General features: G+C 68.1%; 26 protein-coding genes. 9 read left to right on the plus strand and 17 right to left on the minus strand.

Annotated elements, in window-relative coordinates; translation table 11 throughout:
• Positions 1–30: 30 nt before the first annotated feature.
• Both GIY56_RS07930 and GIY56_RS07935 read right to left on the minus strand, forming a co-directional pair.
• Positions 31–3141, minus strand: a complete 3111-nt coding sequence (locus tag GIY56_RS07930; protein ID WP_154764269.1) for an efflux RND transporter permease subunit — start codon at positions 3139–3141, stop codon at positions 31–33.
• Between the two features lie 5 nt (positions 3142–3146).
• Entirely contained in the window at positions 3147–4328 is a 1182-nt protein-coding gene (locus GIY56_RS07935) for an efflux RND transporter periplasmic adaptor subunit (protein WP_154764270.1), read from the minus strand.
• A gap of 114 nt (positions 4329–4442) precedes the next feature.
• On the opposite strand from GIY56_RS07935, the gene GIY56_RS07940 reads away from it, so the two are divergent.
• Complete coding sequence (locus GIY56_RS07940; RefSeq protein ID WP_154764271.1) at positions 4443–5036, plus strand: TetR/AcrR family transcriptional regulator; 594 nt, start codon at positions 4443–4445, stop codon at positions 5034–5036.
• Here GIY56_RS07940 and GIY56_RS07945 read toward each other — a convergent pair.
• The 4 genes from GIY56_RS07945 to GIY56_RS07960 all read right to left on the minus strand — a co-directional run bounded on the left by GIY56_RS07945 (position 5033) and on the right by GIY56_RS07960 (position 7845).
• Positions 5033–6433: an FAD/NAD(P)-binding protein gene (locus GIY56_RS07945; protein ID WP_154764272.1), complete on the minus strand. Its 1401-nt coding sequence runs from the start codon at positions 6431–6433 to the stop codon at positions 5033–5035. The genes GIY56_RS07940 and GIY56_RS07945 overlap by 4 nt on opposite strands.
• A 21-nt stretch (positions 6434–6454) precedes the next feature.
• Positions 6455–6676, minus strand: coding sequence for a hypothetical protein (locus tag GIY56_RS07950; RefSeq protein ID WP_154764273.1), 222 nt, complete (start codon positions 6674–6676; stop codon positions 6455–6457).
• Positions 6673–7278 carry an RBBP9/YdeN family alpha/beta hydrolase gene (locus tag GIY56_RS07955; protein WP_154764274.1) on the minus strand — a complete coding sequence of 202 codons (606 nt, stop codon included), beginning with the start codon at positions 7276–7278 and terminating at the stop codon, positions 6673–6675. The genes GIY56_RS07950 and GIY56_RS07955 overlap by 4 nt, the downstream gene beginning before the upstream one ends.
• Before the next feature lie 93 nt (positions 7279–7371).
• The gene (locus GIY56_RS07960; RefSeq protein ID WP_154764275.1) at positions 7372–7845 is read right to left on the minus strand and encodes an Lrp/AsnC family transcriptional regulator; all 474 of its coding nucleotides are present in this window, start codon (positions 7843–7845) and stop codon (positions 7372–7374) included.
• On the opposite strand from GIY56_RS07960, the gene GIY56_RS07965 reads away from it, so the two are divergent.
• Both GIY56_RS07965 and GIY56_RS07970 read left to right on the plus strand, forming a co-directional pair.
• The gene (locus tag GIY56_RS07965) at positions 7844–8023 is read left to right on the plus strand and encodes a hypothetical protein (RefSeq protein WP_154764276.1); all 180 of its coding nucleotides are present in this window, start codon (positions 7844–7846) and stop codon (positions 8021–8023) included. The two genes, GIY56_RS07960 and GIY56_RS07965, sit on opposite strands and share 2 nt — an antisense overlap.
• Positions 8024–8031: 8 nt before the next feature.
• On the plus strand, positions 8032–8484 hold the full coding sequence (locus GIY56_RS07970; RefSeq protein WP_154764277.1) for an RrF2 family transcriptional regulator: 453 nt from the start codon (positions 8032–8034) through the stop codon (positions 8482–8484).
• Positions 8485–8723: 239 nt separating this feature from the next.
• On the opposite strand, the gene GIY56_RS07975 is transcribed toward GIY56_RS07970, so the two are convergent.
• From GIY56_RS07975 to GIY56_RS07990, 4 genes are read right to left on the minus strand one after another with little or no spacing between them, the layout of a single operon-like run.
• Positions 8724–9368 carry a pseudouridine synthase gene (locus tag GIY56_RS07975; RefSeq protein ID WP_154764428.1) on the minus strand — a complete coding sequence of 215 codons (645 nt, stop codon included), beginning with the start codon at positions 9366–9368 and terminating at the stop codon, positions 8724–8726.
• Positions 9369–9370: 2 nt separating this feature from the next.
• Complete coding sequence (locus GIY56_RS07980; RefSeq protein ID WP_154764278.1) at positions 9371–9997, minus strand: LysE family translocator; 627 nt, start codon at positions 9995–9997, stop codon at positions 9371–9373.
• Positions 9994–10371, minus strand: a complete 378-nt coding sequence (locus tag GIY56_RS07985) for a GFA family protein (protein ID WP_154764279.1) — start codon at positions 10369–10371, stop codon at positions 9994–9996. The genes GIY56_RS07980 and GIY56_RS07985 overlap by 4 nt, the downstream gene beginning before the upstream one ends.
• Positions 10364–10816, minus strand: coding sequence for a GAF domain-containing protein (locus GIY56_RS07990; RefSeq protein ID WP_154764280.1), 453 nt, complete (start codon positions 10814–10816; stop codon positions 10364–10366). Before GIY56_RS07990 ends, GIY56_RS07985 begins: the two co-directional genes overlap by 8 nt.
• Positions 10817–10876: 60 nt before the next feature.
• Here GIY56_RS07990 and GIY56_RS18735 point away from each other — a divergent pair, with 60 nt between their 5' ends.
• Genes GIY56_RS18735 through GIY56_RS08015 form a run of 5 tightly spaced genes read left to right on the plus strand, consistent with a single transcriptional unit; the run spans position 10877 to position 14559 of the window.
• Entirely contained in the window at positions 10877–12211 is a 1335-nt protein-coding gene (locus GIY56_RS18735) for an ATP-binding protein (protein ID WP_154764281.1), read from the plus strand.
• Entirely contained in the window at positions 12208–12831 is a 624-nt protein-coding gene (locus tag GIY56_RS08000; RefSeq protein WP_154764282.1) for a response regulator, read from the plus strand. Before GIY56_RS18735 ends, GIY56_RS08000 begins: the two co-directional genes overlap by 4 nt.
• Before the next feature lie 5 nt (positions 12832–12836).
• Entirely contained in the window at positions 12837–13349 is a 513-nt protein-coding gene (locus GIY56_RS08005) for a DUF2478 domain-containing protein (protein ID WP_154764283.1), read from the plus strand.
• Positions 13346–13618, plus strand: coding sequence for a sulfurtransferase TusA family protein (locus GIY56_RS08010; protein ID WP_154764284.1), 273 nt, complete (start codon positions 13346–13348; stop codon positions 13616–13618). The genes GIY56_RS08005 and GIY56_RS08010 overlap by 4 nt, the downstream gene beginning before the upstream one ends.
• Before the next feature lie 14 nt (positions 13619–13632).
• Positions 13633–14559 (plus strand): AEC family transporter, encoded by a 927-nt coding sequence (locus GIY56_RS08015; RefSeq protein WP_328288486.1) that lies wholly within the window; start codon positions 13633–13635, stop codon positions 14557–14559.
• Positions 14560–14562: 3 nt separating this feature from the next.
• Here the strand turns inward: GIY56_RS08015 and GIY56_RS08020 are convergent, their stop codons facing one another.
• The 7 genes from GIY56_RS08020 to GIY56_RS18365 form a co-directional block, all read right to left on the minus strand.
• Positions 14563–15570: a sn-glycerol-3-phosphate import ATP-binding protein UgpC gene (locus GIY56_RS08020; RefSeq protein ID WP_154764286.1), complete on the minus strand. Its 1008-nt coding sequence runs from the start codon at positions 15568–15570 to the stop codon at positions 14563–14565.
• Between the two features lie 2 nt (positions 15571–15572).
• Positions 15573–16421 (minus strand): sn-glycerol-3-phosphate ABC transporter permease UgpE, encoded by an 849-nt coding sequence (gene ugpE / locus GIY56_RS08025; RefSeq protein WP_154764287.1) that lies wholly within the window; start codon positions 16419–16421, stop codon positions 15573–15575.
• Complete coding sequence (ugpA, locus tag GIY56_RS08030) at positions 16421–17299, minus strand: sn-glycerol-3-phosphate ABC transporter permease UgpA (RefSeq protein WP_154764288.1); 879 nt, start codon at positions 17297–17299, stop codon at positions 16421–16423. Before ugpA ends, ugpE begins: the two co-directional genes overlap by 1 nt.
• Before the next feature lie 52 nt (positions 17300–17351).
• Positions 17352–18665 carry a sn-glycerol-3-phosphate ABC transporter substrate-binding protein UgpB gene (gene ugpB / locus GIY56_RS08035; RefSeq protein ID WP_154764289.1) on the minus strand — a complete coding sequence of 438 codons (1314 nt, stop codon included), beginning with the start codon at positions 18663–18665 and terminating at the stop codon, positions 17352–17354.
• Positions 18666–18842: 177 nt separating this feature from the next.
• Complete coding sequence (locus GIY56_RS08040) at positions 18843–19436, minus strand: restriction endonuclease (protein ID WP_196053571.1); 594 nt, start codon at positions 19434–19436, stop codon at positions 18843–18845.
• Between the two features lie 137 nt (positions 19437–19573).
• Positions 19574–20065 (minus strand): DUF1003 domain-containing protein, encoded by a 492-nt coding sequence (locus GIY56_RS08045; protein WP_230312361.1) that lies wholly within the window; start codon positions 20063–20065, stop codon positions 19574–19576.
• A 145-nt stretch (positions 20066–20210) separates the two neighbouring features.
• A complete protein-coding gene (locus GIY56_RS18365) occupies positions 20211–20369 on the minus strand; it encodes a hypothetical protein (protein WP_196053572.1) in 159 nt (52 codons plus the stop codon).
• A gap of 175 nt (positions 20370–20544) precedes the next feature.
• On the opposite strand from GIY56_RS18365, the gene yghX reads away from it, so the two are divergent.
• Positions 20545–21444: a YghX family hydrolase gene (gene yghX / locus GIY56_RS08050; protein WP_154764292.1), complete on the plus strand. Its 900-nt coding sequence runs from the start codon at positions 20545–20547 to the stop codon at positions 21442–21444.
• Positions 21445–21492: the final 48 nt, after the last annotated feature.

Consider the following 21492-nt stretch of genomic DNA (forward strand, 5'->3'; position numbering starts at 1 on the left):
CCCATGCAGGCGCCGCGCGCCATTCCCTTCTCAGGCGGGTTTCGCCTTTCTTCTTCTCACAAGCTCGACCGCCTTCAGCACGGCCACATAGAAGACCGGCACCAGGAAGATCCCGATCACGGCGGACGAGGCCATGCCGCCCAGAACCCCGATCCCGATCGAGTTCTGCGCCCCCGCCCCCGCCCCCGATGCGATGGCCAGCGGCAGCACGCCCAGCATGAAGGCGAAGGTGGTCATCAGGATCGGGCGCAGGCGCATCTTCGACGACTCGATGGCCGCATCCAGCAGCGGACGCCCCTGCGCCACCAGGGATTGGGCGAATTCCACGATCAGGATGGCGTTTCGCGCGGCAAGGCCGATGGTCGTCAGCAGGCCCACCTTGAAGTAAACGTCGTTCGACTGGCCGAAGACCAGCGCCGCGGCCAGTGCCCCCAGGATGCCGATGGGCACGGTCAGCATCACCGCCAGGGGCACCGTCCAGCTTTCGTAAAGCGCGGCCAGCGCCAGGAAGACCACCAGGGCGGACAGCGCGAACAGCACCGGTGCCTGGTTCCCGGACAGCCGTTCCTGATAGGACAGGCCCGTCCAGGCGGTGCCGTAACCGCCCGGCATGTCGGCCACCATCTCCTCCATGGCAGACATGGCCGCGCCGGACGACAGGCCCTGCGCCGCAGCCCCCGACAGTTCCAGCGCGCGGGTGCCGCCGTAACGGGCCAGGGCCTGCGGTTCCTGGTCCCAGACCTGGGTGGAAAAGGCGCCGAAATTGACCATGTCGCCGTCGGCGTTGCGGGCGAACCAGCGGTCGATGTCCTCGGGTTGGGACCGGGCATAGGCCTCGCCCTGGACGATCACCGGGCGCAGTTCGGTGCCCAGGGCAAAGTCGTTCACGTCGCGCCCCGAGAAGATCACGGACAGCATCGCGTTCACCTCGGAAACCGACAGGCCGAAGGCCGCGGCCTTCTGCTGGTCGATGTCCAGGCGCAACGATGTCTGGAACGGCGCCTCGTTGCCCCGCAGGTTGGTGACGCGGCCATCGGCCTGGGCGGTCGCGACCAGATCGTCGGCGGCGGCCGACAGCGCCTCTTGCCCCTGCCCGGACTGGTCCAGCAGGTACATCGAGAAGCCCGAGGACGCGCCCATGCCGGGGATCGAGGGCGGTTGCAGGAAGAAGGCCTGCCCCGCGCGGTTGTTCATGAAGAAATGGCCGTTGGCGCGCGACACCAGGGACGCCACGTCCAGGCCGGGCCGTTCCTCGTAGTCGCGCAGTTTCGCGAACAGCATGGCGTTGTTCTGGCCCGATCCGCCGAAGCTGAAGCCCAGCACCGAGAAGGTGGATTCCACCGTGTCGGCCTCCGGGCCGCGCAGGTATTGCTCGACCTTTTCGACCAGCGCCTGTGTCTGGGCGGTGGTCGATCCGTCGGGCGTCTCGATCATCACCATCATCACGCCCTGATCCTCGTCCGGCAGGAAGGATCCGGGCAGCTTGCCGTAAAGCGCGGCAACGCCCAGGCTGATGGCGGCCAGCACGATCAACATGCGGAACGGGCGGCGCACCAGCCGGGCCACGACATTGCCATAGCCGTTGGTCGCCCGGTCCAGGTTGCGGTTGAACCAGCGGGCGGGGGCGATGCCGCCGCCATGCTTGCGCGGTTTCAGCAGGCTGGCGCACATGGCGGGGGTCAGCGTCACCGCCACGCCCAGCGACAGCACCATGGCGGTGATGATCGTCAAGGAAAACTGGCGATAGATCACCCCGGTGGCGCCCGTCATGAAGGCCATGGGCAAAAACACCGCCGACAGCACCATGACGATGCCGACCAGGGCCGAGGTGATCTCGTCCATGCTTTTCTCGGTCGCCTCGACGGGACCGAGACCCTCCTCCTCCATCACGCGCTCGACGTTTTCCACCACGACGATGGCGTCATCGACCAGCAACCCGATGGCCAGGACCAGGGCGAACATGGTCAGGGTGTTGATGGAAAAGCCCGCCACGGCCAGCACGCCGAAGGTGCCCAGCAGCACCACCGGGATGGCGATCACCGGGATGATCGTCGCGCGCCAGCTTTGCAGGAAGGCCAGGATCACCAGGAAGACCAGCACCACGGCCTCGGCCAGGGTGTGATACACCTGGTTGATCGATTCCTCGACAAAGGGCGAGGTGTCGTAGGGATAGACGACCTCGACCCCCGCCGGCAGCGAGGGCGCGATGCCGTCGATGACCCCGCGCACGGCCTCGGCGGTGCTGACCGCATTGGCCCCCGTGGCCAGGTTGACGCCAAAGCCCGCCGCCGGGTTGCCGTTGTACCGCGCGGTCCCGCCATAGGCTTCCTGCCCGATCTCGATCCGGGCGACATCGCCCAGGAAGACGGTCGAGCCGTCGGGATCCACGCGCAGCAGGATGCGTTCAAATTCGGGAACGGACGAGAACTGCGACTGCGCCGACAGGGTCAGGGTCAGCCGCTGGCCTTCGGCACTGGGTTCGGCCCCCAGGTCGCCCACGGTGACGTTGGTGTTCTGTTCGGACACGGCGGTGGTCACGTCGGCGGGCGTGACCTGGTATTGCGCCATCTTCATCGGGTCCAGCCAGATGCGCATGGCATAGCCCGACCCGAAGGTGTTGATGGATCCGACGCCCGCCGTGCGCTTGACCGGATCCTCAATCATCTGGGACACCAGATCGCCCAGTTCGACCGAGGAATAGCTGCCGTCGCTGCTGGTCAGCGCCCCCACCAGCAGGATCGACGAGGTGGACCGCGACACCTCCACGCCCTGCTGTTGCACGAGGTCGGGCAGTTGCGACGTGACCAGCTGCAGCTTGTTCTGGACCTGCACCTGCGCGATGTCGGGATCGACCGTGTCGTCGAAGGTCAGCGACACGGACGCCGAACCGGGCGTCGAGTTCGAGGTCATGTAGATCAGCCCGTCAAGGCCGGTCATCGCGTCCTCGATCACGGTGGTGACGGAATTTTCCACGATGGCGGCCGAGGCGCCGGTATAGGTCGCGCTGATGCGCACGGTGGTGGGGGCGATCTGGGGATATTGCTCGATCGCCAGCGTTTGCAGGCCAAGCGCGCCCGCCAGCATGGTCACGAGGGCCAGAACCCATGCGAAGACGGGGCGGTGGATGAAGAAGCGCGCCATGGGGGTTACTCCGCCGCCGGGGCGGGTTGGGCTTGCGCCGGGGCGTCAGGGACCGCCTGTTCCAGGACCACGCCGTTCTCGTCCAGCGTGACGGGCACGGTCGTCACCGCGGCCCCCTGGGTCAGGGCCGACAGGTTGTCCACCGCCAGAAGGTCGCCCGGCTCCAGCCCGTCGGTGACGATCCAGTGGTTCCGGTAGCTGCCGTTGTCGGCCAGGTCCACCTGCACGGCCTTGCCGTCGCGGACCACCCAGGCCGACAGCTGGCCCGTCTTGTTGCGGGTCGCGGCGTTCTGCGTGACCAGGAAGCCTTCGGTCGTGCCCAGGTTGATCTGGCCGCGCAGGAACATGCCGGGCAACAGAAGCCTGCGCGGATTGTCGAAGCGGAACCGCGTATCGACCGCCCCGGTCGTGGTCGAGACGCTGAAGCCCGGCGCGACCAGTTCGCCCGTCGCGGCATAGGTTTCGCCGGTTTCCAGCGTCAGCGTTGCCTCGATCTTCTCGGTCCTTTGCAACCGCCCGCTGCTGATATCCTCGCGCAGCGACAGCATCCGGGCCGAAGTCTCGTACATGTCCACCTCGATGGGGTCCAGGCGGGTGACGGTCGCCAGGGCGTCCGCCTGGTTCGCCGTGACCAGATCGCCCACGGACACCTGCGCCACGCTGGCCATGCCGTCGATGGGGCTGGTCACGGTGGTCCAGTCCAGTTCCGCCTGCGCCAGGGTCCGCGCGGCCTCGGCCGATTGCAGCGCGGCCTGCGCCTGTTCCAGCGTGGCGCGGGCTTCATCGACCTGTGCCTGGGCAGTGCCCGATCCCAGCAACCGGTCTGCCCGATCAAAGGATATCTCGGCCTCGGTCAGCGCCGCCCGGGCCGATGTCACCTGGGCCTCGGCGCTGGACAGGTTGGCCTGGTAGGTGGTCGGGTCGATGCGGAACATGGGCGCGCCCTGTTCCAGCGCGGCGCCGGGCTGGTAGAGGATCTCGGTCACCAGCCCGCCGACCCGGGGCCGGATCGCCGCCTCGGCCTGCGCCACGGCCCGGCCCGGCAGCGTCACGATGCGCGGCACCTGCTGGGGCTGGACGGTGACGACGCCGACCCGGGGGGGCGGCATCTGCCCGTCCTGCGCATGGACCGGCAGGGCGAGGCTCCACAGCAGCGGGATGCAGGCAAGGGGGCGGACTCGGAACATCGGACGATTCCTTCGCGGAAGGGTGCCGGGACAGCGGCAGTTGCTCATCTTGTTGCACATCAATGCATACTGTGCAATGTTTGCTTGGTGTGAATACTGGGGGAAGGGTGACACATGGCCGTGAAGCCAACGCTGCGTGATCGCAGGCGGTTGCAAACCTCGCGCGAGATCCAGCGGGCGGCCCTGTCGCTGGCCTTGCGCCACGGCCATGACGCCGTCACGACCGAGATGATCGCCGCCCAGGCCGGGATCAGCCAGCGGACCTTCTTCAACTATTACCTGAACAAGGACGCGGCGTTCGTGGGCACGCCGCTCTGCTTCGACGACGGCACGGTGGCGTGGTTCCGCGCCTCGTCCGGGCCGCTGCTGGCCGACCTGCTGCAGGCGTTGCGGCAGATGCTGAACGGCAGCGACCTGGATCGCGGCACCGGGCGGCTGATCGACCGGCTGCTGGGGACGGCGCCGGACCTGCTGCCGATCTTCTACGGGTCGCTGAAACGGCTGGGCGACCAGATCGCGGACCTGGCCGTGACCCGGGTGGGAGAGGACGCGCGCCCCGACGCGCGATTGCTGGCCGAGGCGATGGCGCACGCGCTGGCCGACACCTTGCGCATCTGGGCCAATGACGACGCGATGTCGGCGGACAGCATCGTCGATGTCGCCGGTGCCAAGCTGCAGGTGCTGCGAAGGCTTCTGGGGCAGGTCTAGGGGCGGGCGGCTGCCGCGATCAGCCGCCGGGCCAGATGCGCGGTCTGGTCGCGGATGTCGGGGATCGCGGTGATTTCCCAGAAGGCGGCGCGGGACGCGGGGCCGATGGCGAAGATCCGGTCCGAGGGGGTGCCGCCCGCGTCGATGACGGCGGCATCCGGGCCGACATCCAGGCCCAGCCTCAGCGGGTCGATGCGCGCCTGCCCGCCCTGCAGCAGGCTTGCCACCACGGGCGTGGCGTTGCGTTCGGGATCGCGGCGGATGCCCCGGCAGTCGATGATGCGCGCGCACTTGATCCGCTGTTCGACCCGGCTGCCGCGGCATCGGATCACGGCCTGCACCTGGCCTTGGGCATTGCGTTCGGCCCCCTGGAAGCTGGCGGCCAGCAGGCGCATCCGCCCGGTTTCCATCGCGGCATGGATCGGGACCGCGCTTTCGGGCGGCAGGCGGTGGCGGTGAACCTCCCACCAGGACGCCGCATGGCGCAGGAAGCGGGCGCGTTCCCCGGGGGGCAGCGCCTGCCAGATCGCGCGGATATGGGGGCGCACCCCGTCCATCGCGTCGCGCCAGGTGCCGCCCGCGTCCTCGGCCCGGGCGGCAAGGGCGCGCAGCCAGGCCATCAGCCGGCTGACCGGCGCGCCCAGGGGAATATCGGCGACCGCCACCGCCAGGGGCCGGGTCGCGGCATGGACGCGCGGCAGTTGCGCGCGGCGCGACACCACCAGGATCTCGCCCCGGTGGCCGCGCCGCAGCAGGCTGAGAGCCTGATCGACCATCGACAGGCCCGATCCCACCATCACCACGCGGTCGTCGCGGCCGGGCAGATCCGCCTGTTCCCAGGATCCCTGCACCAGCCCCTCGGGGTCGGGTTCGGGCAGGGCATGGCCCGTGGCCAGCACCGCCCTGTCGGCGCGGATGCGGGTGCCGTCGGACAGGTGCGCGGTGACGCCCGTGCCGTCTTCCTCCAGGCCCAGGCAAAGGGCGCGCAGGCAGCGCAGGCGGCGGGAACCGTCGCCGCGCGACCAGGGCGCGATCAGGCTGGCCATGTAGGCGCCATAGGTGGACCGGCTGACGAAGCCGTCGCCCGGCTGCGGACCGGCGGCAATGCCCTGGGCCGCCAGCCAGTCGCAAAAATGGCCGGGCTGGTCGGGAAAGGCGCTCATGCTGATGGCGCGGGTGTTCAGCAGATGGTCGGGATCGTCGGTCGAATAGGCGATGCCGCAACCCAGCATGTGCCGCCCCTCGATGATCGTGACCCGCGCCTGGCCGTGCGGATCGCGCAGCAGGTGGGCCGCCATCAACACGCCGCTGGCGCCGCCGCCGATGACGACGACATGGGGACCGTCACTATGCGCCAGCGGGGCCGAGGGGGCCGTAAGGATCGGGTCAAGGGTCATCGGGGACCTCGTGCGCGGGGGTCAGAGCAGCGTGGCCGCCAGCAGGGACAGGGCCGACAGGTTGGCCGCGATCAGGATCGCGCGGGCGGCGCGGCCGGTCTCATGGGCGGCCGCGGCATCGCGTCCGGCACGGCGCAGGTGCAGCTCGGTCTGGATGTCGAACATGAAGGGCACTCCGAAGTCGATGATGGGGGCGGGATCGGGGTCGGCGTGGCGCCGGACGCTGCGGGCGGGCATCGTCATGCGCCGGGCAGGCGGGGCCGGATGGGGGCGGTCTGCCCGAACCACCGGCGCAGGACCGAGGGGCGTTCCGTCTGCTCCAGCAGGCGGTCGCGGATCACCTTGCCGCCGGGCCAGGGACCAAAGCCCGAGGCCACGTTGACATGACCCGCATGGCCCAGGTCGATCAGGTCGGCGCCAAGCGCATCGGCCAAATCCCGGCTGCGGTTGAAGGCCATCCAGGGATCGTTGCGGCTGGCGACCAGCACCGCCGGCACGTCCAGCGCCCTGTCCGGCAGCGGGCCGAAGCGGCGGATGCGCTTGCAGTCGTCGAATCCCGCATGGGGATCGGCGGGCGCGACCAGCATGGCGCCGCGCACCTTCAGCCCCGACCAGTGGGCCAGCATCTGCGCGATCAGCACCGAACCCAGCGAATGGCCGACCAGGATGCTGTCCGGATGGCGCAGGATCATCACGGCCAGGGCGGCCTCCCAGGCCTCGCGGACGGGGCGGCGGGGATCGGGCAGATCGACGATCATCGCGTTGGGATCGGTGCGGGCCCACCAGTCCTGCCAATGGGGCGCGGGCGATCCGTCAAGGCCGGGAACGATCAGGGTCTTGGACATCGGGCGATTCCTTCCGCTTAATTCCACATAACACTACACAGTTTGTCGTGATTTAGTTCCCAAAGATCCTCTGCCAAAGAGAACGAGGATCTCTCAACGGTCGCGGGTATTGACGGGATAGGCGGTGGTATAGCGCAGCCGCTCCATCGCGAAATGCGAGGTCAGGTTCTTGATGGGCACGGCATCGGTCAACCGGCGGTAGAAGTCGTCATAGGCCGCCATGTCGGGCACCGCCACGCGCAGCAGGTAATCCATGTCCCCCGCCATGCGATAGGCTTCCATCACCTCGGGGAACTTGCGCACGGTCGTCAGGAAGGCGTCGCGCCAGTCGGCGCCGTGGTCGGTGGCCTCGATCCCCACGAAGACGGTCAGGCCCAGGCCAAGCTGCGCCGGATCGGCCAGGGCCACGCGGCCGGTCAGCACGCCGGTCGCCTCCAGCTTCTGGATGCGCTTCCAGCAGGGGGTCTGCGACAGCCCCACGCGGTCGGCGATCTGCGCGATCGGCTGGGTCGCGTCCTCCATCAGGGCGGCGATGATCTTGCGGTCGATGAGATCCAGGCTGTTCATGCGTCGTTCCTTCGGCAGCATCGTGAAACCCAGGGTGCCAGAAAAACAGCAAATGTCTAGCGTCTTTGTCGTATATTTTGGAATGGAAGCCTGCGGGCTGTCGGCGGCGGCAAAAAATCCTGTCGAAGGCGGGCGTTGCCTAAATCTCGACCTTGAGTCGGGTTTTTCCCCGCCGTAGGGTGGGCCATGATCACGCAGAAGATGAAATACGCGCTCAAGGCGATGCTGGTGCTGGGCGACGAGGCCGCCCAACCCGTCCCCGAGGCCCTGACCATCGAAAAGATCGCCCGCCGGTCGGACACGCCCAAGAGGTTCCTGGAACAGATCCTGCTGGAATTGCGCAACGCGGGCATGGTCAGCTCGATTCGCGGGCGGTCGGGCGGCTATCTGCTGATCAAGCGGCCCGCCGACATTTCCATATCCGAACTGCTGCGCCTGATCGACGGTCCCATCGCCCCCCTGCCCTGCCTGTCCCGCCGCGCCTATCAACGCTGCGAGGATTGCCGGGACGAGGCGTCGTGCCGCATCCGCAAGGTCTTCGCCGAGATCTTCTGGTCCTACCTGATCCTGATCGAATCGCTGACGCTGGAGGACATGCTGCGGTCCGAACAGGTGGCGGACCAGGTGATCGGGGCCTAGAGGCAAGGTTTGGCTGGCGAAGGCCATCGCCTTCGCCACGCTGCGACATCGCCACCCGAACCGCCGGGCTTCAAAAGCCCGGCCAGCGCCCGCCCCGCCCCCAGGCGGGCGCTTCACGCCCCCCTCGGGTCGGGCGCCGGCCTTCCGTGGTCATGGGATTGCCCCGTCTCTGGTGGCGATGTCGTTTGGCGGTCGGGGGAAACGCAATGCGTTTCCTGATCCCGCCCGGCAGCGGTTTCCTAAAACGGCGCCGCCTGGCTGAAGCTGACCTGAACCCCGCTGTCGGGATGGCGCAGCCGCAGGCTTTCGGCGTGCAGCATCAGGCGGGGATGGTCCGCCGCGGCACCCGTGGCATACAGCGGATCGCCCAGGATCGGGTGGCCGGTCTCGGCCATGTGGACGCGCAACTGGTGGCTGCGCCCGGTCAGCGGGAACAGCCGCACGCGGGTTTCATCATCGCTCGCGCGGATCACCCGCCACTCGGTCAGCGCGGGGCGGCCCGCCTCGTGATCGACCTTCTGGCGCGGGCGGTTCGGCCAATCGACGATCAGCGGCAGATCGACGGTTCCGGTCTTGGGTTCCAGCCGCCCGGCCAGGCGGGCGACATAGGCCTTTTTCACGCGCCGATCCTCGAACTGCCTGGACAGGGTGCGTTGCGCGTGCGGCGTCAGGCCGAAGACCATCACGCCCGAGGTGTCCTGGTCCAGCCGGTGCACCAGCAGCACCGTGGGAAAGGCCCCGCGCAACCGGTTGATGAGGCAATCGTCCTTGCCCTCTCCCCTGCCGGGGACGGACAGCAGGCCCGCAGGCTTGGCCACCACCAGGATCTCGTGATCGGCATGGATCACCTGCGGCGCGTCAGGCGGCGGGGCATAGGCGGGCAAGGTCACTTCGTGACCAGCCGGATCGCCAGGCCCGCGAACATCACGGCGGCTATCTTGTTGATGAGGCCCAGCCGCCGCCCGATCACATGGCCCGCATGGCCCGCGACGATGCCGTAGCCCATCGTGACCAGCGTGCCCGTGAAGGCGAAGATCAGCCCCAGGCCCAGGATCTGCTGCCAGACCGGACCCCAGGCGGGATTGGTGAACTGCGGCAGGAAGGCCAGCAGGAACAGCACCGGCTTGGGGTTCAGCGCGTTGGACAGGAACCCGCGCCGGATGATGTTCCAGGGTCGGACGCTGCCGCGCGCGGACGGATCGGCCGGTCCCGCCCGCCAGCTTTTCCACGCCAGCCACAGCAGATAGGCGGCGCCCGCGTATTTCACGGCCAGCAGCGCACCCGGATGGGCCGCGACCAGGGCGCCCAGGCCCACGGTCGCCAGCGTCACGTGCATCAGCACGCCCAGGCCCACCCCGAAGCCCGCAAGCGCCCCCGCGCGCGGCCCGCCCCCGATGCCGCAGGCGCTGGCGAAGAACACGTCCTGGCCGGGGGCCACGTTCAGCATCAGCCCCCCCGCGACGAAGGCGGTCAGTTGCGCGGGGGGGATGGCGGCGATGGTGTCCCAGATCATCCCTGCGGCTCCTGCGGCAGGCCGTCGGCGATGTCGTAATAGTCGCCCTTGTCGGCCACGAAGATATGGCCCTGCAACCGGATCCCGGTGGGATTGTCCACCGCGCCCGGCGCGACCTCGATCCCGCCGCCGTCCAGCCTGCGCCAGAACAGGCTGCTGCCGCATTGGGGGCAAAAGCCCCGCTCGGCAATGTCCGAGGACCGGAACCACTTGACCGCGCCCCGGATCGTCAGATCGGCGGTTCCGGCCGCGGCCCAGACATGGCCCGACCAGCGGCGGCACTGGGTGCAATGGCAGGCGCGCAGGGGATCGCCGCCCCAGCTGCCCGTGAAGGTGACGGCCCCGCACAGGCAGTGCCCGGTGAAGTCAGACATCGGCGAAAACCTCCTCCAGGATGGCGGCCAGCCGGTCGGCATCGTCTTGCGTGAAGGCGTCGGGCCGGTCGCTGTCGATGTCCAGGACGCCGATCAGCCGTCTGTTCTTGCCAAAGACCGGCAGCACGATTTCCGACCGGGTGGAACTGGCGCAGGCGATATGGCCGGGAAAGGCGTTCACGTCGGGAACAAGCTGAACCTGTCCTGTCCGCGCCGCCGCCCCGCAGACGCCCCGCGAGAACGGGATTACCAGGCAACCATGCCCGCCCTGGTAGGGACCGATCTTCAGCAGTTCGGGCGCGACCACGCGGTAAAAGCCGGTCCAGTCGAAGCGGTCGTCGGAATGGTGGATCTCGCAGGCCAGCGTCGCCATGAGGGCAACTTCATCGGTCTCGCCCTGGGTCAGGGCGCGGATACGGGCGTGAAGGGCGTCGTGATCGGTCATGGGGCCTTTCTATGCCGGTCGATCTTTACGGGCAACCGGGCCTCGGCCAATCTGCGCGCCATGAACCGCCTTTCGCTGACGCAGCGCATCCTTCTGGTGATCCTGGCCGTGCAGGCGGCGCTGTTCGCGGCGCTGGCCGTGGCCAGTCTGGAAAGCGTGCGCCGCGACATCGCGACCGAAACGCGGCTGGCGGTGGACACGGCGCGCGCGCTGGTGCTGGCCACCGTCGGCACCATGCACGGGGCGGTGCCGCCCGACCGGATCATGCGGCTTTTGCCGGAACGGCTGGTGGTGCCGCGCCACGTGACGGTGGGAACCGTGGACATCCTGGACGGCGTGGTGCGCCGCGCGCCGGTTCCCCCGCAGGCCCCCGCCCCGGCCCCGCGCTGGTTCGCGGCCCTCGTCGCCCCGAACCCCCTGGAAACCCGCCTGCCCGTGGTGATCGAAAGGCGGCCGCGCGGCTATGTCTTCATCGCCACGGATCCGGGAGCGGAAATCGGCCTGGCCTGGCAGCACCTGAAGGCCTTCCTGGGATTGGCCGCCCTGGGGGCCGTGGCACAGGCGGCGCTGATCCTGTGGGCCACGGGGCAGGCGCTGCGGCCCGTCGCCATCATCGCCAGACGCCTGGCCGACCTGCGCCGGGGGGATCTGGCGGCGCGGGTGGGTCCGGTGGCCGGACGCGACCTGGGACCGATCGCCGCCGGGGTGGACGACCTGGCCCAGGCCCTTCAAAAGGCGCAAGGGGATCGCGCCCGCCTTCAGCGCCGTGTGGTCACGCGCGGAGACGAGGAACGCAAGGCCATCGCCCGCGACCTGCACGACGAGATGGGACCCTGCCTGTTCGGCCTGCGGGTCGAGGCCGACGCCCTGCGCGAGGCCGCCCCCACCCCCGCCATCGCGGCCCATGCCCGGGCGATCACCGACATCGCCGAGGAAATCGCCCGCGTGAACCGCGCCCTTCTGGGCGACCTGCGGCCCGTGGCGATCGGACAGCTGCCGCTGGCCGCCGTGCTGGCGGATTACGTGGCCGACCTGGGACGGCGCTTTCCCGATCTTGACATCGCCCTGGATCTGGCCCCCGGCCTGCCGGAACCCGACGAGGCGACCGCGCTGACCCTGTTCCGCATCCTGCAGGAAGGCACCACCAATGCCCTGCGCCATGCCGGGGCCAGCTGGGTTTCGGTGCGGCTTTGGACCGATCCCGCGCATTGGCGGATGGAGCTGCGCGACAACGGGCGCGGCATGGCCCCGGGGGCGCGCGAGGGCACCGGCTTGACCGGGATGCGCGAACGGATCACCCTTCTGGGCGGCGATTTGTCCTTGTCCTCGGGCGCAGGGGGAACCACCATCGCCGCCACCCTGCCCTTGCCGCAGACCGAAGAAGGATCGCCATGAAATCCGCGCTTGTCATCGACGATCACCCGATCACCCATCTGGGCGCGAACCGCCTGCTGCGCGATCTGGGATACGAGCGGATCGGCCAGGCCATGTCGGGCGAGGAGGCGCTGTCGCAACTGGCCGAAGGCCCCGCCCCCGACCTGATCGTGCTGGACATCAGCCTGCCGGGCGCGGGGGGCCTGGATCTGGTGGCGCCCCTGCGCGCCGCCGCCCCCGATGCGCGGATCCTGATCTTTTCCATGAACGACCAGACGGGTTTCGCGGCCCGCGCGCTTCAGGCGGGCGCGCAGGGCTTCCTGTCGAAGAACGCGCCCCCCGCCGATTTCCGAGAGGCCGTGCGGATGCTGGAAGGGGGCGAGTTCTACCTGTCCCCGCGCCACGCCATGGCGCTGGCCACCCTGCGGGCGGGGGCATCCGCCGATCCCCTGGGGGCGCTGTCGGACCGCGAACGGCAGGTGCTGGCCCTGATCGGGCGGGGCCTCAGCCTGCAGGCCATCGCGGATGAACTGGATGTCAGCTACAAGACCGCCGCCAACACCTCGTCCATGCTCAAGAAGAAGCTGGGCGTGGACGGGATCAACGGCTTGATGAAATTCGCGCTGGACAGCGGGGTATGACGGCGATGCTGGGTTGGTTCGGTCTGGAGGACGACGCCCCGCCGGGCGAGGGCGACCGCATCCTGGCGCGATTGTCTGTCAGGCTGGCGGATGCGGGGCTGCGGGTGGCGGGCGCCATCCAGCGGAACACCGATCTGGGGACCGACTGCGCCTGCGACATGGACGTGCTGGTGATCGGAGAGGAGGACGCGCCCGTCCGCATCTCGCAATCGCTGGGCGGCGGCTCGACCGGCTGCCGGCTGGATCCCGGCGCGCTGGAGGCGGCGGCCGTGCGCGTTGCCGCCCGCATGGCCGGGGCCGAGTTGCTGATCCTGCCCAAGTTCGGCCGGCAAGAGGCCGCCGGGCGCGGCTTTCGCAGCGTGATCGCGCAGGCGGTGGCGGACGGCATCCCGGTACTGCTGCATGTCCCGCCCGAACAGCGCGCGGCATGGGCCGATTTCTGCGGCGGCATGGGCCAGCGCCTGCCGCCCAAGGCCCTGGAGGACTGGTGCCTGGACCAGGCGGCGGGCGTCCGATGAGCGTGCTGGTCGATGCGCGCGGGCTCTTGTGCCCCCTGCCGGTGCTGCGGCTGCGCAAGGTGCTGCTGGGCCAGGCCGTGGGCGCGCGGGTGCGGCTGCTGGCGACCGATGCGATGGCCGCGGTGGACGTGCCGCATTTCTGCGAGGGTGCGGGGCATCGGCTGCTGGACCAGCGCGACACGGGCTGCGGGGTGATCGAATTCACCGTCGAAAGGGGGCCTTCCGCCCCCCCGGCCGCTGGCGCGGCCTCACCCCCCGAGGATATTTGAGTGAAGAAGAAGCCGTGCTGGCCGTATTCCTGAAGACGCTGCCCTTTTTCGGGCTGATCGGCCTGGGCTGGCTGGCCGCGCGCACGCGGTTCTTTCCGCAGGACGGCGCCGCCTGGCTGACGAAGTTCGTCTTTTACTTCGCGTTGTCGGCGATGCTGTTCCGCTTTGCCGCGCGCCTCGATCTGGCCGCCCTGTTCGACGGGCGCTTCGTGCTGGCCTATCTGGCGGGATCATCGGCGGTCTGGCTGGCGGGCATGGCGGTGGCCCGGGCGCGCGGCCTGCCCTTGGCCGAGGCCGCGATGGAGGCGCAGTGCTGCATGATCGGCAACACCGGCTTTTTGGGCGTGCCGATGCTGGTGGTGCTGCTGGGGGACCGCGCCATCGGGCCGGTGCTGATGGTGCTGACCATCGACATGCTGGTCTTTTCCACGCTGATCACGCTGATCATCCATGCGGGCCGCAGCGGCGGCCTGCGTCTTGCCACGCTGGTCCCGATCGGGCGCGGCATCGTTGCCAACCCGATGATCCTGTCCATGGTCGCGGGCCTGGCCTGGGCGCAGATGCGCCTGCCCCTGCCCGGTCCCTTCGACGAATTCCTGGTCCTGCTGGGCGCGGCCGCCACCCCCGGCGCGCTGTTCGCCATCGGCGCCAGCCTCGCCGGGCGGCGGATCGGGCGGCTGGCAGCCTCGGTCTGGCTCAGCGCGGCCAAGCTGGTGCTGCATCCCCTGGCGGTGGGGCTGGCGGCCTGGGCGTTGGGGGTGCAGCCCTTTGCGGCGGGCGTCATGATCGCCGCCGCGGCCCTGCCTGTGGCGGGCAATGTCTATATCCTGGCCCAGCATTTCGGCATCGCGCAGCAGCGGGTGTCCGCCGCGATCCTGATCTCGACCGCGCTTGGCATCGTGACGATCCCGCTGGTGATGATGCTGATCGGGCAGGCGTAGGGATCAGTCGATGCGCCGCCCGGTCTCGGGGTGGAACAGGTGCAGCGAACCGGGCCGGTAGGTCAGGCGGAGCGTGTCGGACAGGGGCGCGTCAGAGGGCATCGCCACCGTCAGCCTTTCGCCCCCGGTCTGGCCGTGGACCAGGCGCTGCGCGCCCAGTTCCTCGACCGCCAGCACCTCCATTTCCAGGGGGCCGTCGGGGGCCACCGACAGATCCTCGGGGCGGATGCCGATGGTGCCGGCCTGCGCGGCGGCGGGCAGGTGCGGCACGGCGCGGCTGCTGATCAGGTTCATGGCCGGGCTGCCGATGAAGCCCGCGACGAATGTGGACGCGGGCTTGCGATACACTTCCAAGGGCGTGCCGATCTGTTCGATCCGGCCCGCGTTCAGCACCACCAGCCGGTCGGCCAGGGTCATCGCTTCCAACTGGTCATGCGTCACGTAGATCGACGTCGTGCGCAGGCGGCGCTGCAACTCCTTGATCTCCAGCCGCATGGTCACGCGCAGCTTCGCGTCCAGGTTCGACAGCGGTTCGTCGAACAGGAACGCGGCCGGTTCGCGCACGATGGCGCGGCCCATGGCGACGCGCTGGCGCTGGCCGCCGGACAGGGCGCGGGGCTTGCGGTCAAGGAAGGGGCCGATCTGCAGGATCGCGGCGGCCTGGGCCACGCGGCGCTCGATCTCGGCCCGGGGCGTGCGGCGGTTCTTCAACCCATAGGCCAGGTTCTGGCGCACCGACATGTGCGGGTAAAGCGCATAGTTCTGGAACACCATGGCGATGTCGCGGTCGGCGGGTTCGATGTCGTTGACCACGCGGTTGCCGATGCGGACGGTGCCTTCGCTGATCGCCTCAAGCCCCGCCACCATGCGCAGCAGGGTGGACTTGCCGCAGCCGGACGGGCCGACCAGCACGATGAATTCGCCATCCGCGATGTCGATGCTGACATCGCCCACGGCGCGAGTGCCGCCGGCATAGATCTTGCCGACCTTGTCGAGGGTGATGGATGCCATGTTTATTTCTCCGTCTCGACAAGGCCCTTGACGAACAGGCGCTGCATCCCGATCACCACCGCGACCGGAGGCAGCATCGCCAGCATCGCGGTGGCCATCACCAGATGCCATTGCGGCAGCCCGTCCACCGCGTCGGCCATGCGCTTGATGCCCGCGACGATGGTGTAATAATCGCTGCTGGTGGTGATCAGCAGCGGCCACAGATACTGGTTCCAGCCATAGATGAACAGGATCACGAACAGCGCCGCGATGTTGGTGCGCGACAGGGGCAAAAGGATGTCGCGGAAGAACTTCATCGGGCCTGCGCCGTCGATCCGCGCGGCCTCGGTCAACTCGTCCGGGATGGTCAGGAAGACCTGCCGGAACAGGAAGGTCGCGGTGGCCGACGCGATCAGCGGGATCGTCAGCCCGGCATAGCTGTTCAGCATCCCCAGGTCTGCCACCACCTGGAAGGTGGGCACGATCCGGACCTCGACCGGCAGCATCAGGGTGATGAAGATGCACCAGAAGGCCAGGGTGCGCAGCGGAAAGCGGAAATAGACGATGGCAAAGGCCGAGGTGATGGAAATCGCGATCTTGCCACAGGCGATCAGCAGCGCCATGACCAGGCTGTTCAGCATCATCGTGCCGACCGGGGGCGTGCCGCTGGTGGACACGCCGGTATCCAGCATCCGGGCATAGTTTTCCACCAGATGCGGGCCGGGCCACAGCGGAATGGTGCCCGACATGAAGTCGGTCGCGGTGTGGGTGGACGCGACAAAGGCCACCCAGACGGGCAGCGCGACGATCACGACCCCCGCCATCAGGGTCAGATGCGCCAGAAGGGTCAGGCCGGGCCGGTTCTCGATCATCAATAGGCCACCTTCTTTTCGACATAGCGGAACTGGATGGCGGTCAGCGCGATCACGATCCCCATCAGGATCACCGATTGCGCCGCCGACGACCCCAGGTTCTGTCCCACGAAGCCGTCGAAATAGACCTTGTAGACCAGGATGTTGGTGGCCTGAGCGGGGCCGCCCTCGGTCGTGGCGTCGATCACGGCGAAGGTGTCGAACATGGCATAGACGATGTTCACGACCAGCAGGAAGAAGGTCGTGGGCGACAGCAGGGGCAGGGTGATGTCGAAGAAGCGGCGCACCGGACCCGCGCCGTCAATGGCGGCGGCTTCGCGCAAGGACGCGGGGATGGATTGCAAGCCCGCCACGAAGAACAGGAAGTTGTAGCTGATCTGCTTCCAGGCGGATGCGATGACCACCAGGATCAGCGCATCGGACTTGGAACTGATGTGGTTCCAGTCATAGCCGATCCCCTCCAAGACATAGGGCATGATGCCGATGGTCGGGTTGAAGATGAACCACCACAGGATGCCCGCCACCGCCGGGGCCACCGCATAAGGCCAGACCAGCAGCGTGGTGTAAAGGCTGGCCGACCGGATCATCCGGTCGAGCGCCACGGCCAGCAGCAGCGACAATCCCATCGACAGCACCGTCACCAGCACCGCAAAGACCGCCGTGACCTGCAAGGAATTCAGATATTCCGGGCTGTTCCACAGCGCCCTGAAGTTCGCCAGGCCCACGAAGCTGGTGTTGATGCCGAAGGCGTCCTGGCGCAGGAAGCTTTGCCGCACGGCCTGGGCCGCGGGCCACAGGAAGAAGACGAAGGTGATCGCCAGCTGCGGGGCCAGCAGCAGCCAGGGCAGCCACTGGTTGCGGAACAGGGTGCGCTTCATCGGGGGGCCTTTCCAAGGGAAGCGGGGCCGCCGGCGCGCGGCCCCGTGCCGGTTACTGGTTCTGCGCCTCGAATTCCGCGATCAGCGCGTTGCCGCGTTCGACCACGGAATCCAGCGCGCCCTGGGCGTCCTTGGACCCGGACAGCAACTGCTCGAACTCCTCGTCGATGATGCCGCGGATCTGGACATAGTTGCCGAAGCGCAAGCCCTTGGAATTCTCGGTCGGCTCGTTCAGCGTGATCTGGCGGATCCCCGTGTCCGCGCCGGGGTTCTGGGCATAGAAATCCGCCATCCGGTCCATCGCCGCCTGCGTGATCGGCAGATAGCCCGAGAAGGACGCCCAGTCCGCCTGAACCTCGGGGGTAGAGAGATACTCGAAGAACTTCGCCACGCCTGCGTATTCTTCGTCAGGCCGCCCAGACAGCACCCACAAGGATGCGCCGCCGATGATGGAATTCTGCGGCGCGCCTTCCACGTCGTCGTAGTAAGGCAGCATCCCGTAGCCCAGCTCGAAATCCTTGGCGTTGGCGATCACGCCCGCCCGGCTGGCGGAACTGGCCATGTACATCGCGCAGTCCTGGGAATAGAACATCGGCGCCGCGTTGTCGCCGCCCACCGGGCCGCCATACTTGAAGACGCCTTCATCCGACAGGCGCTTGAGGTTTTCCCAATGCTTGACCTGCACCGGCCCGTTCAGCGTCAGCCGCGCCGACAGCCCGCCAAAGCCGTTCTGTTCCGTGCCGATCGGCTGGTTGTGCCAGGCCGACAGGTTTTCCGTCTGGATCCAGCTGATCCACTGGGTCGTGAAGCCGCAGGTGCCCGCGCCGGATTCGATGATCTTCTTGCTGAACTCCTCAAGCTCGGCCCAGGTCTTGGGCGGCGTGTTCGGGTCAAGCCCTGCCTTCTCGAACATGGTCTTGTTGTAATAGACGATCGGGGTCGAGCTGTTGAAGGGCAGCGACAGCATGTTGCCCTGGGTGTCGGTGTAGTATCCCACCACGGCGGGCAGATAAGCCTGCGGGTCGAAGGCCACCTCGTTGTCGGCCATCAGCTGATGGACCGGAACGATGGCCCCTTCGGCGGCCATCATGGTGCCGGTGCCGACCTCGAACACCTGGACGATGGCGGGCTGCTGCTGCGCGCGGAAGGCGGCGATGGCGGCGGTCATCGTCTCGGGATAGGTGCCCTTGTAGGACGGCACGACCGTGTAGTCGTCCTGGGCATCGTTGAAGCCCTTGGTGATCTCCTCCAGCTTGGCGCCCAGTTCGCCCCCCATGGCGTGCCACCACTGGATTTCGGTCTGCGCATGGGCCGCCGACAGCGATGCCGACAGCGCCAGCGCGGACGCCGTGAAAAGTCGGTTCATGATAGTCCTCCCTTGTGGAGTTCCGGTTCGCGGACCGGGCCTAGCGCGGCCCGGTGACGCGAACGCGACACTCGCATGACGGAAGGGTGACATCCTTCGGGGAATCGGTCAATGACGCCAAGCCGCTGTCCGCATTGAGGTTCCGCACCCGCGCCGCGCCGGGCGGCCTGGAACCCCTCAGGTCAGCTTGCGCAGGCGGGGAATGTCCTTGACATGCAGCAGATGCACGCCGGTCCGCCGGGACAGGGCCTTGGCGCTTTGCGTGTAATGGCCCGTGGTGATCACCACCGCGATATCGACGCGGTGAAAGGCGCGGCCGGAAAAGGCCTCTTGCACGGCCTTGTTGCCGACGGGACCGTCATAGCGCTTGCACTGGATGCCCACCTTGCGGCCGTCGCGCCGTGCGATGATGTCGATGCCCTGGTCGCCCGACCCTGCCGTGACATCGGCGCGCCAGCCGTGCGTTTCCAGCTTGCCCGCGACCCATTGCTCGAAGGCGTGGCCGTCCCGGGGGCAAGAGGCCGGGCGGCGGGATACGGGTTTTTTCGGACGCCGCCCCCTGGCGCGCCGCGTCGTCGTCCGGCGCAGCAGAAGCGCGGGCAGCAGCAGCGCGGCCAGCACCATGCCCGCCATCACGGGCACCGGATTGCGCCGGGTTTCCACCGAATCCCCGGCAAAGGTCGCCATCAGGAATCCGCAGGTCACCACCAGGGCGGCGGACAGAACGGCATATCTGAAGAAATAGAAAAGGGTCGAGATCAGATGGCGCATTTCCGTTCGAGCCTGGGAGGACAACATGCCCCGAGCGAGCGTAAACCCAGGAAGCCCATCCTAGGGGAAGAACGAACCGACAACAATTCTTGAATCGCGGCCTGGCCTTGGCATTTCAAGGCGTTCCGGGACAGGACCTAGCCTTCGCTGTCCTTCAGCGCGTCATAGACCACCTCGGGCGCGACCTCGTTCTCGACCTCCTTCGTTTCGGGATCCTCTGCCGCCGGGACGCCCTGCCGGTCCGCCATGCGGATCATCAGGGCGCCCATCTTGGTCAGCTCGTGTTCGATCAAAAGGGTGATCTGCAGGTTCAGGTTCGCGCGCCGGTCGGCGACGGCGGCCATGCGGTTCTGGCTGATCAGGACGAATGTGGACAGGAAGATCGCCTCGACCGAGGCGATCATGGCCAGCACCACGAAGGTCGGGTCCCATTGCGACACGCCGGGGATCCATCCCAGGTTGGCCGCGATCCAGAAGCCGAAGCCCGACAAGTGCAGATAGACGAATGTCATGCTGCCGGTGAACCGGGTGATGCGGTCGGCGATGCGGTCCTGAAGGGACGCGTTTTTCTCGCTTTCGGCCTCTCGCTCGCTGATGGCCCTGATGTTGCGTTCCAGCGCCGTGTTCATGCCGGCCGCTTCCCTGAGGGAAGGCTCGCCCCCGCCATCCGCCATGCCGTTCCCTCCGCTGATGTGGTGTCAGGGTCTGACAACGATTTGCGGGGGGATCGGTTGCAGCAGCAGGCGGGCGGCGGCTTTTTATCGCTCCATGGGGTCAGCCGCCGCCGATGCCCGTGTTCACCTTGCCGGTGCCGCCGCATTCGGGACATTCCTTGCCCTCGGCCCGCCCGCTGCCCTCGCATTTGCGGCAGATGTTCTCGCCCGATCCCGGCACGCCGGGCGGCACGGCATCGGGATTTTCCTTTTCGCTCATCGCGGCCTCCTCTGCATGGCTCTGTTCCAGTCAACACCAAGCGCCTGTCCCTGTTCCGCCCGGGGGCGACGGAATCAGGGGCGCGCCGAAAAAGCGCCTGCTTTCAGAACTGTGATGCCGGGCGGCGGCATTTCCGCCTTAGGATTTCCCCCGCACCGCCTGGAGGGGATTTCAAATGGCACGCCTGACCGCGAAGGACTTTCCGCCCGAACTGCTGGAGCTTTACGACGGCTATGCCCATGGCCGGATCACCAAGCGCGACTTCCTGGACCGCGCGGCCAGGTATGCGGTCGGCGGCATGACCGCGCTGGCGCTGTTGCAAACGCTCAGCCCCGATTACGCGCTGGCCCAGCAGGTGGCCTTCACCGACCCGGGGATCGTCGCGGAATACATCACCTACCCCTCGCCCGAGGGCCATGGCGCGGTGCGCGCCTATCTGGTCCGCCCCGCGCAGGACGGCGTCGCGGTCGATGCGCCCACCGGCGGCGTCGTGGTGGTCCACGAGAACCGGGGCCTCAACCCCTATGTCGAGGATGTGGCGCGGCGCGTGGCCAAGGCGGGCTACGTGGCGCTGGCGCCGGACGGGCTGACATCCAGGGGCGGCTATCCGGGCAATGACGAAAAGGGCCGCGAGTTGCAGCGCGAGGTTGATCCCGCGAAGCTGATGAACGACTTCTTCGCCGCCGTCGCGTTCCTGCTGGAAAGCCCCCTGACCAACGGCAAGGTGGGCATCACCGGCTTTTGCTATGGCGGCGGCGTGTCGAACGCGGCGGCGGTGGCCTTTCCCGAACTGGCCGCCGCCGTGCCCTTCTATGGCCGCCAGGCGCCGGTCGAGGACGTGCCCAGGATCAAGGCGCCCTTGCTGCTGCACTTCGCCGAGACCGACGAGAACGTGAACAAGGGCTGGCCCGCCTATGAGGCCGCGCTGAAGGAACACGGCAAGGTCTATGAGGCGCACATCTATCCCGGCACCAACCACGGCTTCCACAACGATTCGACGCCGCGTTACGACGAGGCGGCGGCAAGGCTGGCCTGGGACCGCACCCTGGCCTGGTTCGGGACATACCTGGGCTGAGCGGGGGGAGGCGGTGCGTGTAAACACGCACCCTACGACGCCCCTCGC

Source organism: Paracoccus lichenicola, assembly GCF_009708075.1.
GTDB lineage: Bacteria > Pseudomonadota > Alphaproteobacteria > Rhodobacterales > Rhodobacteraceae > Paracoccus > Paracoccus lichenicola.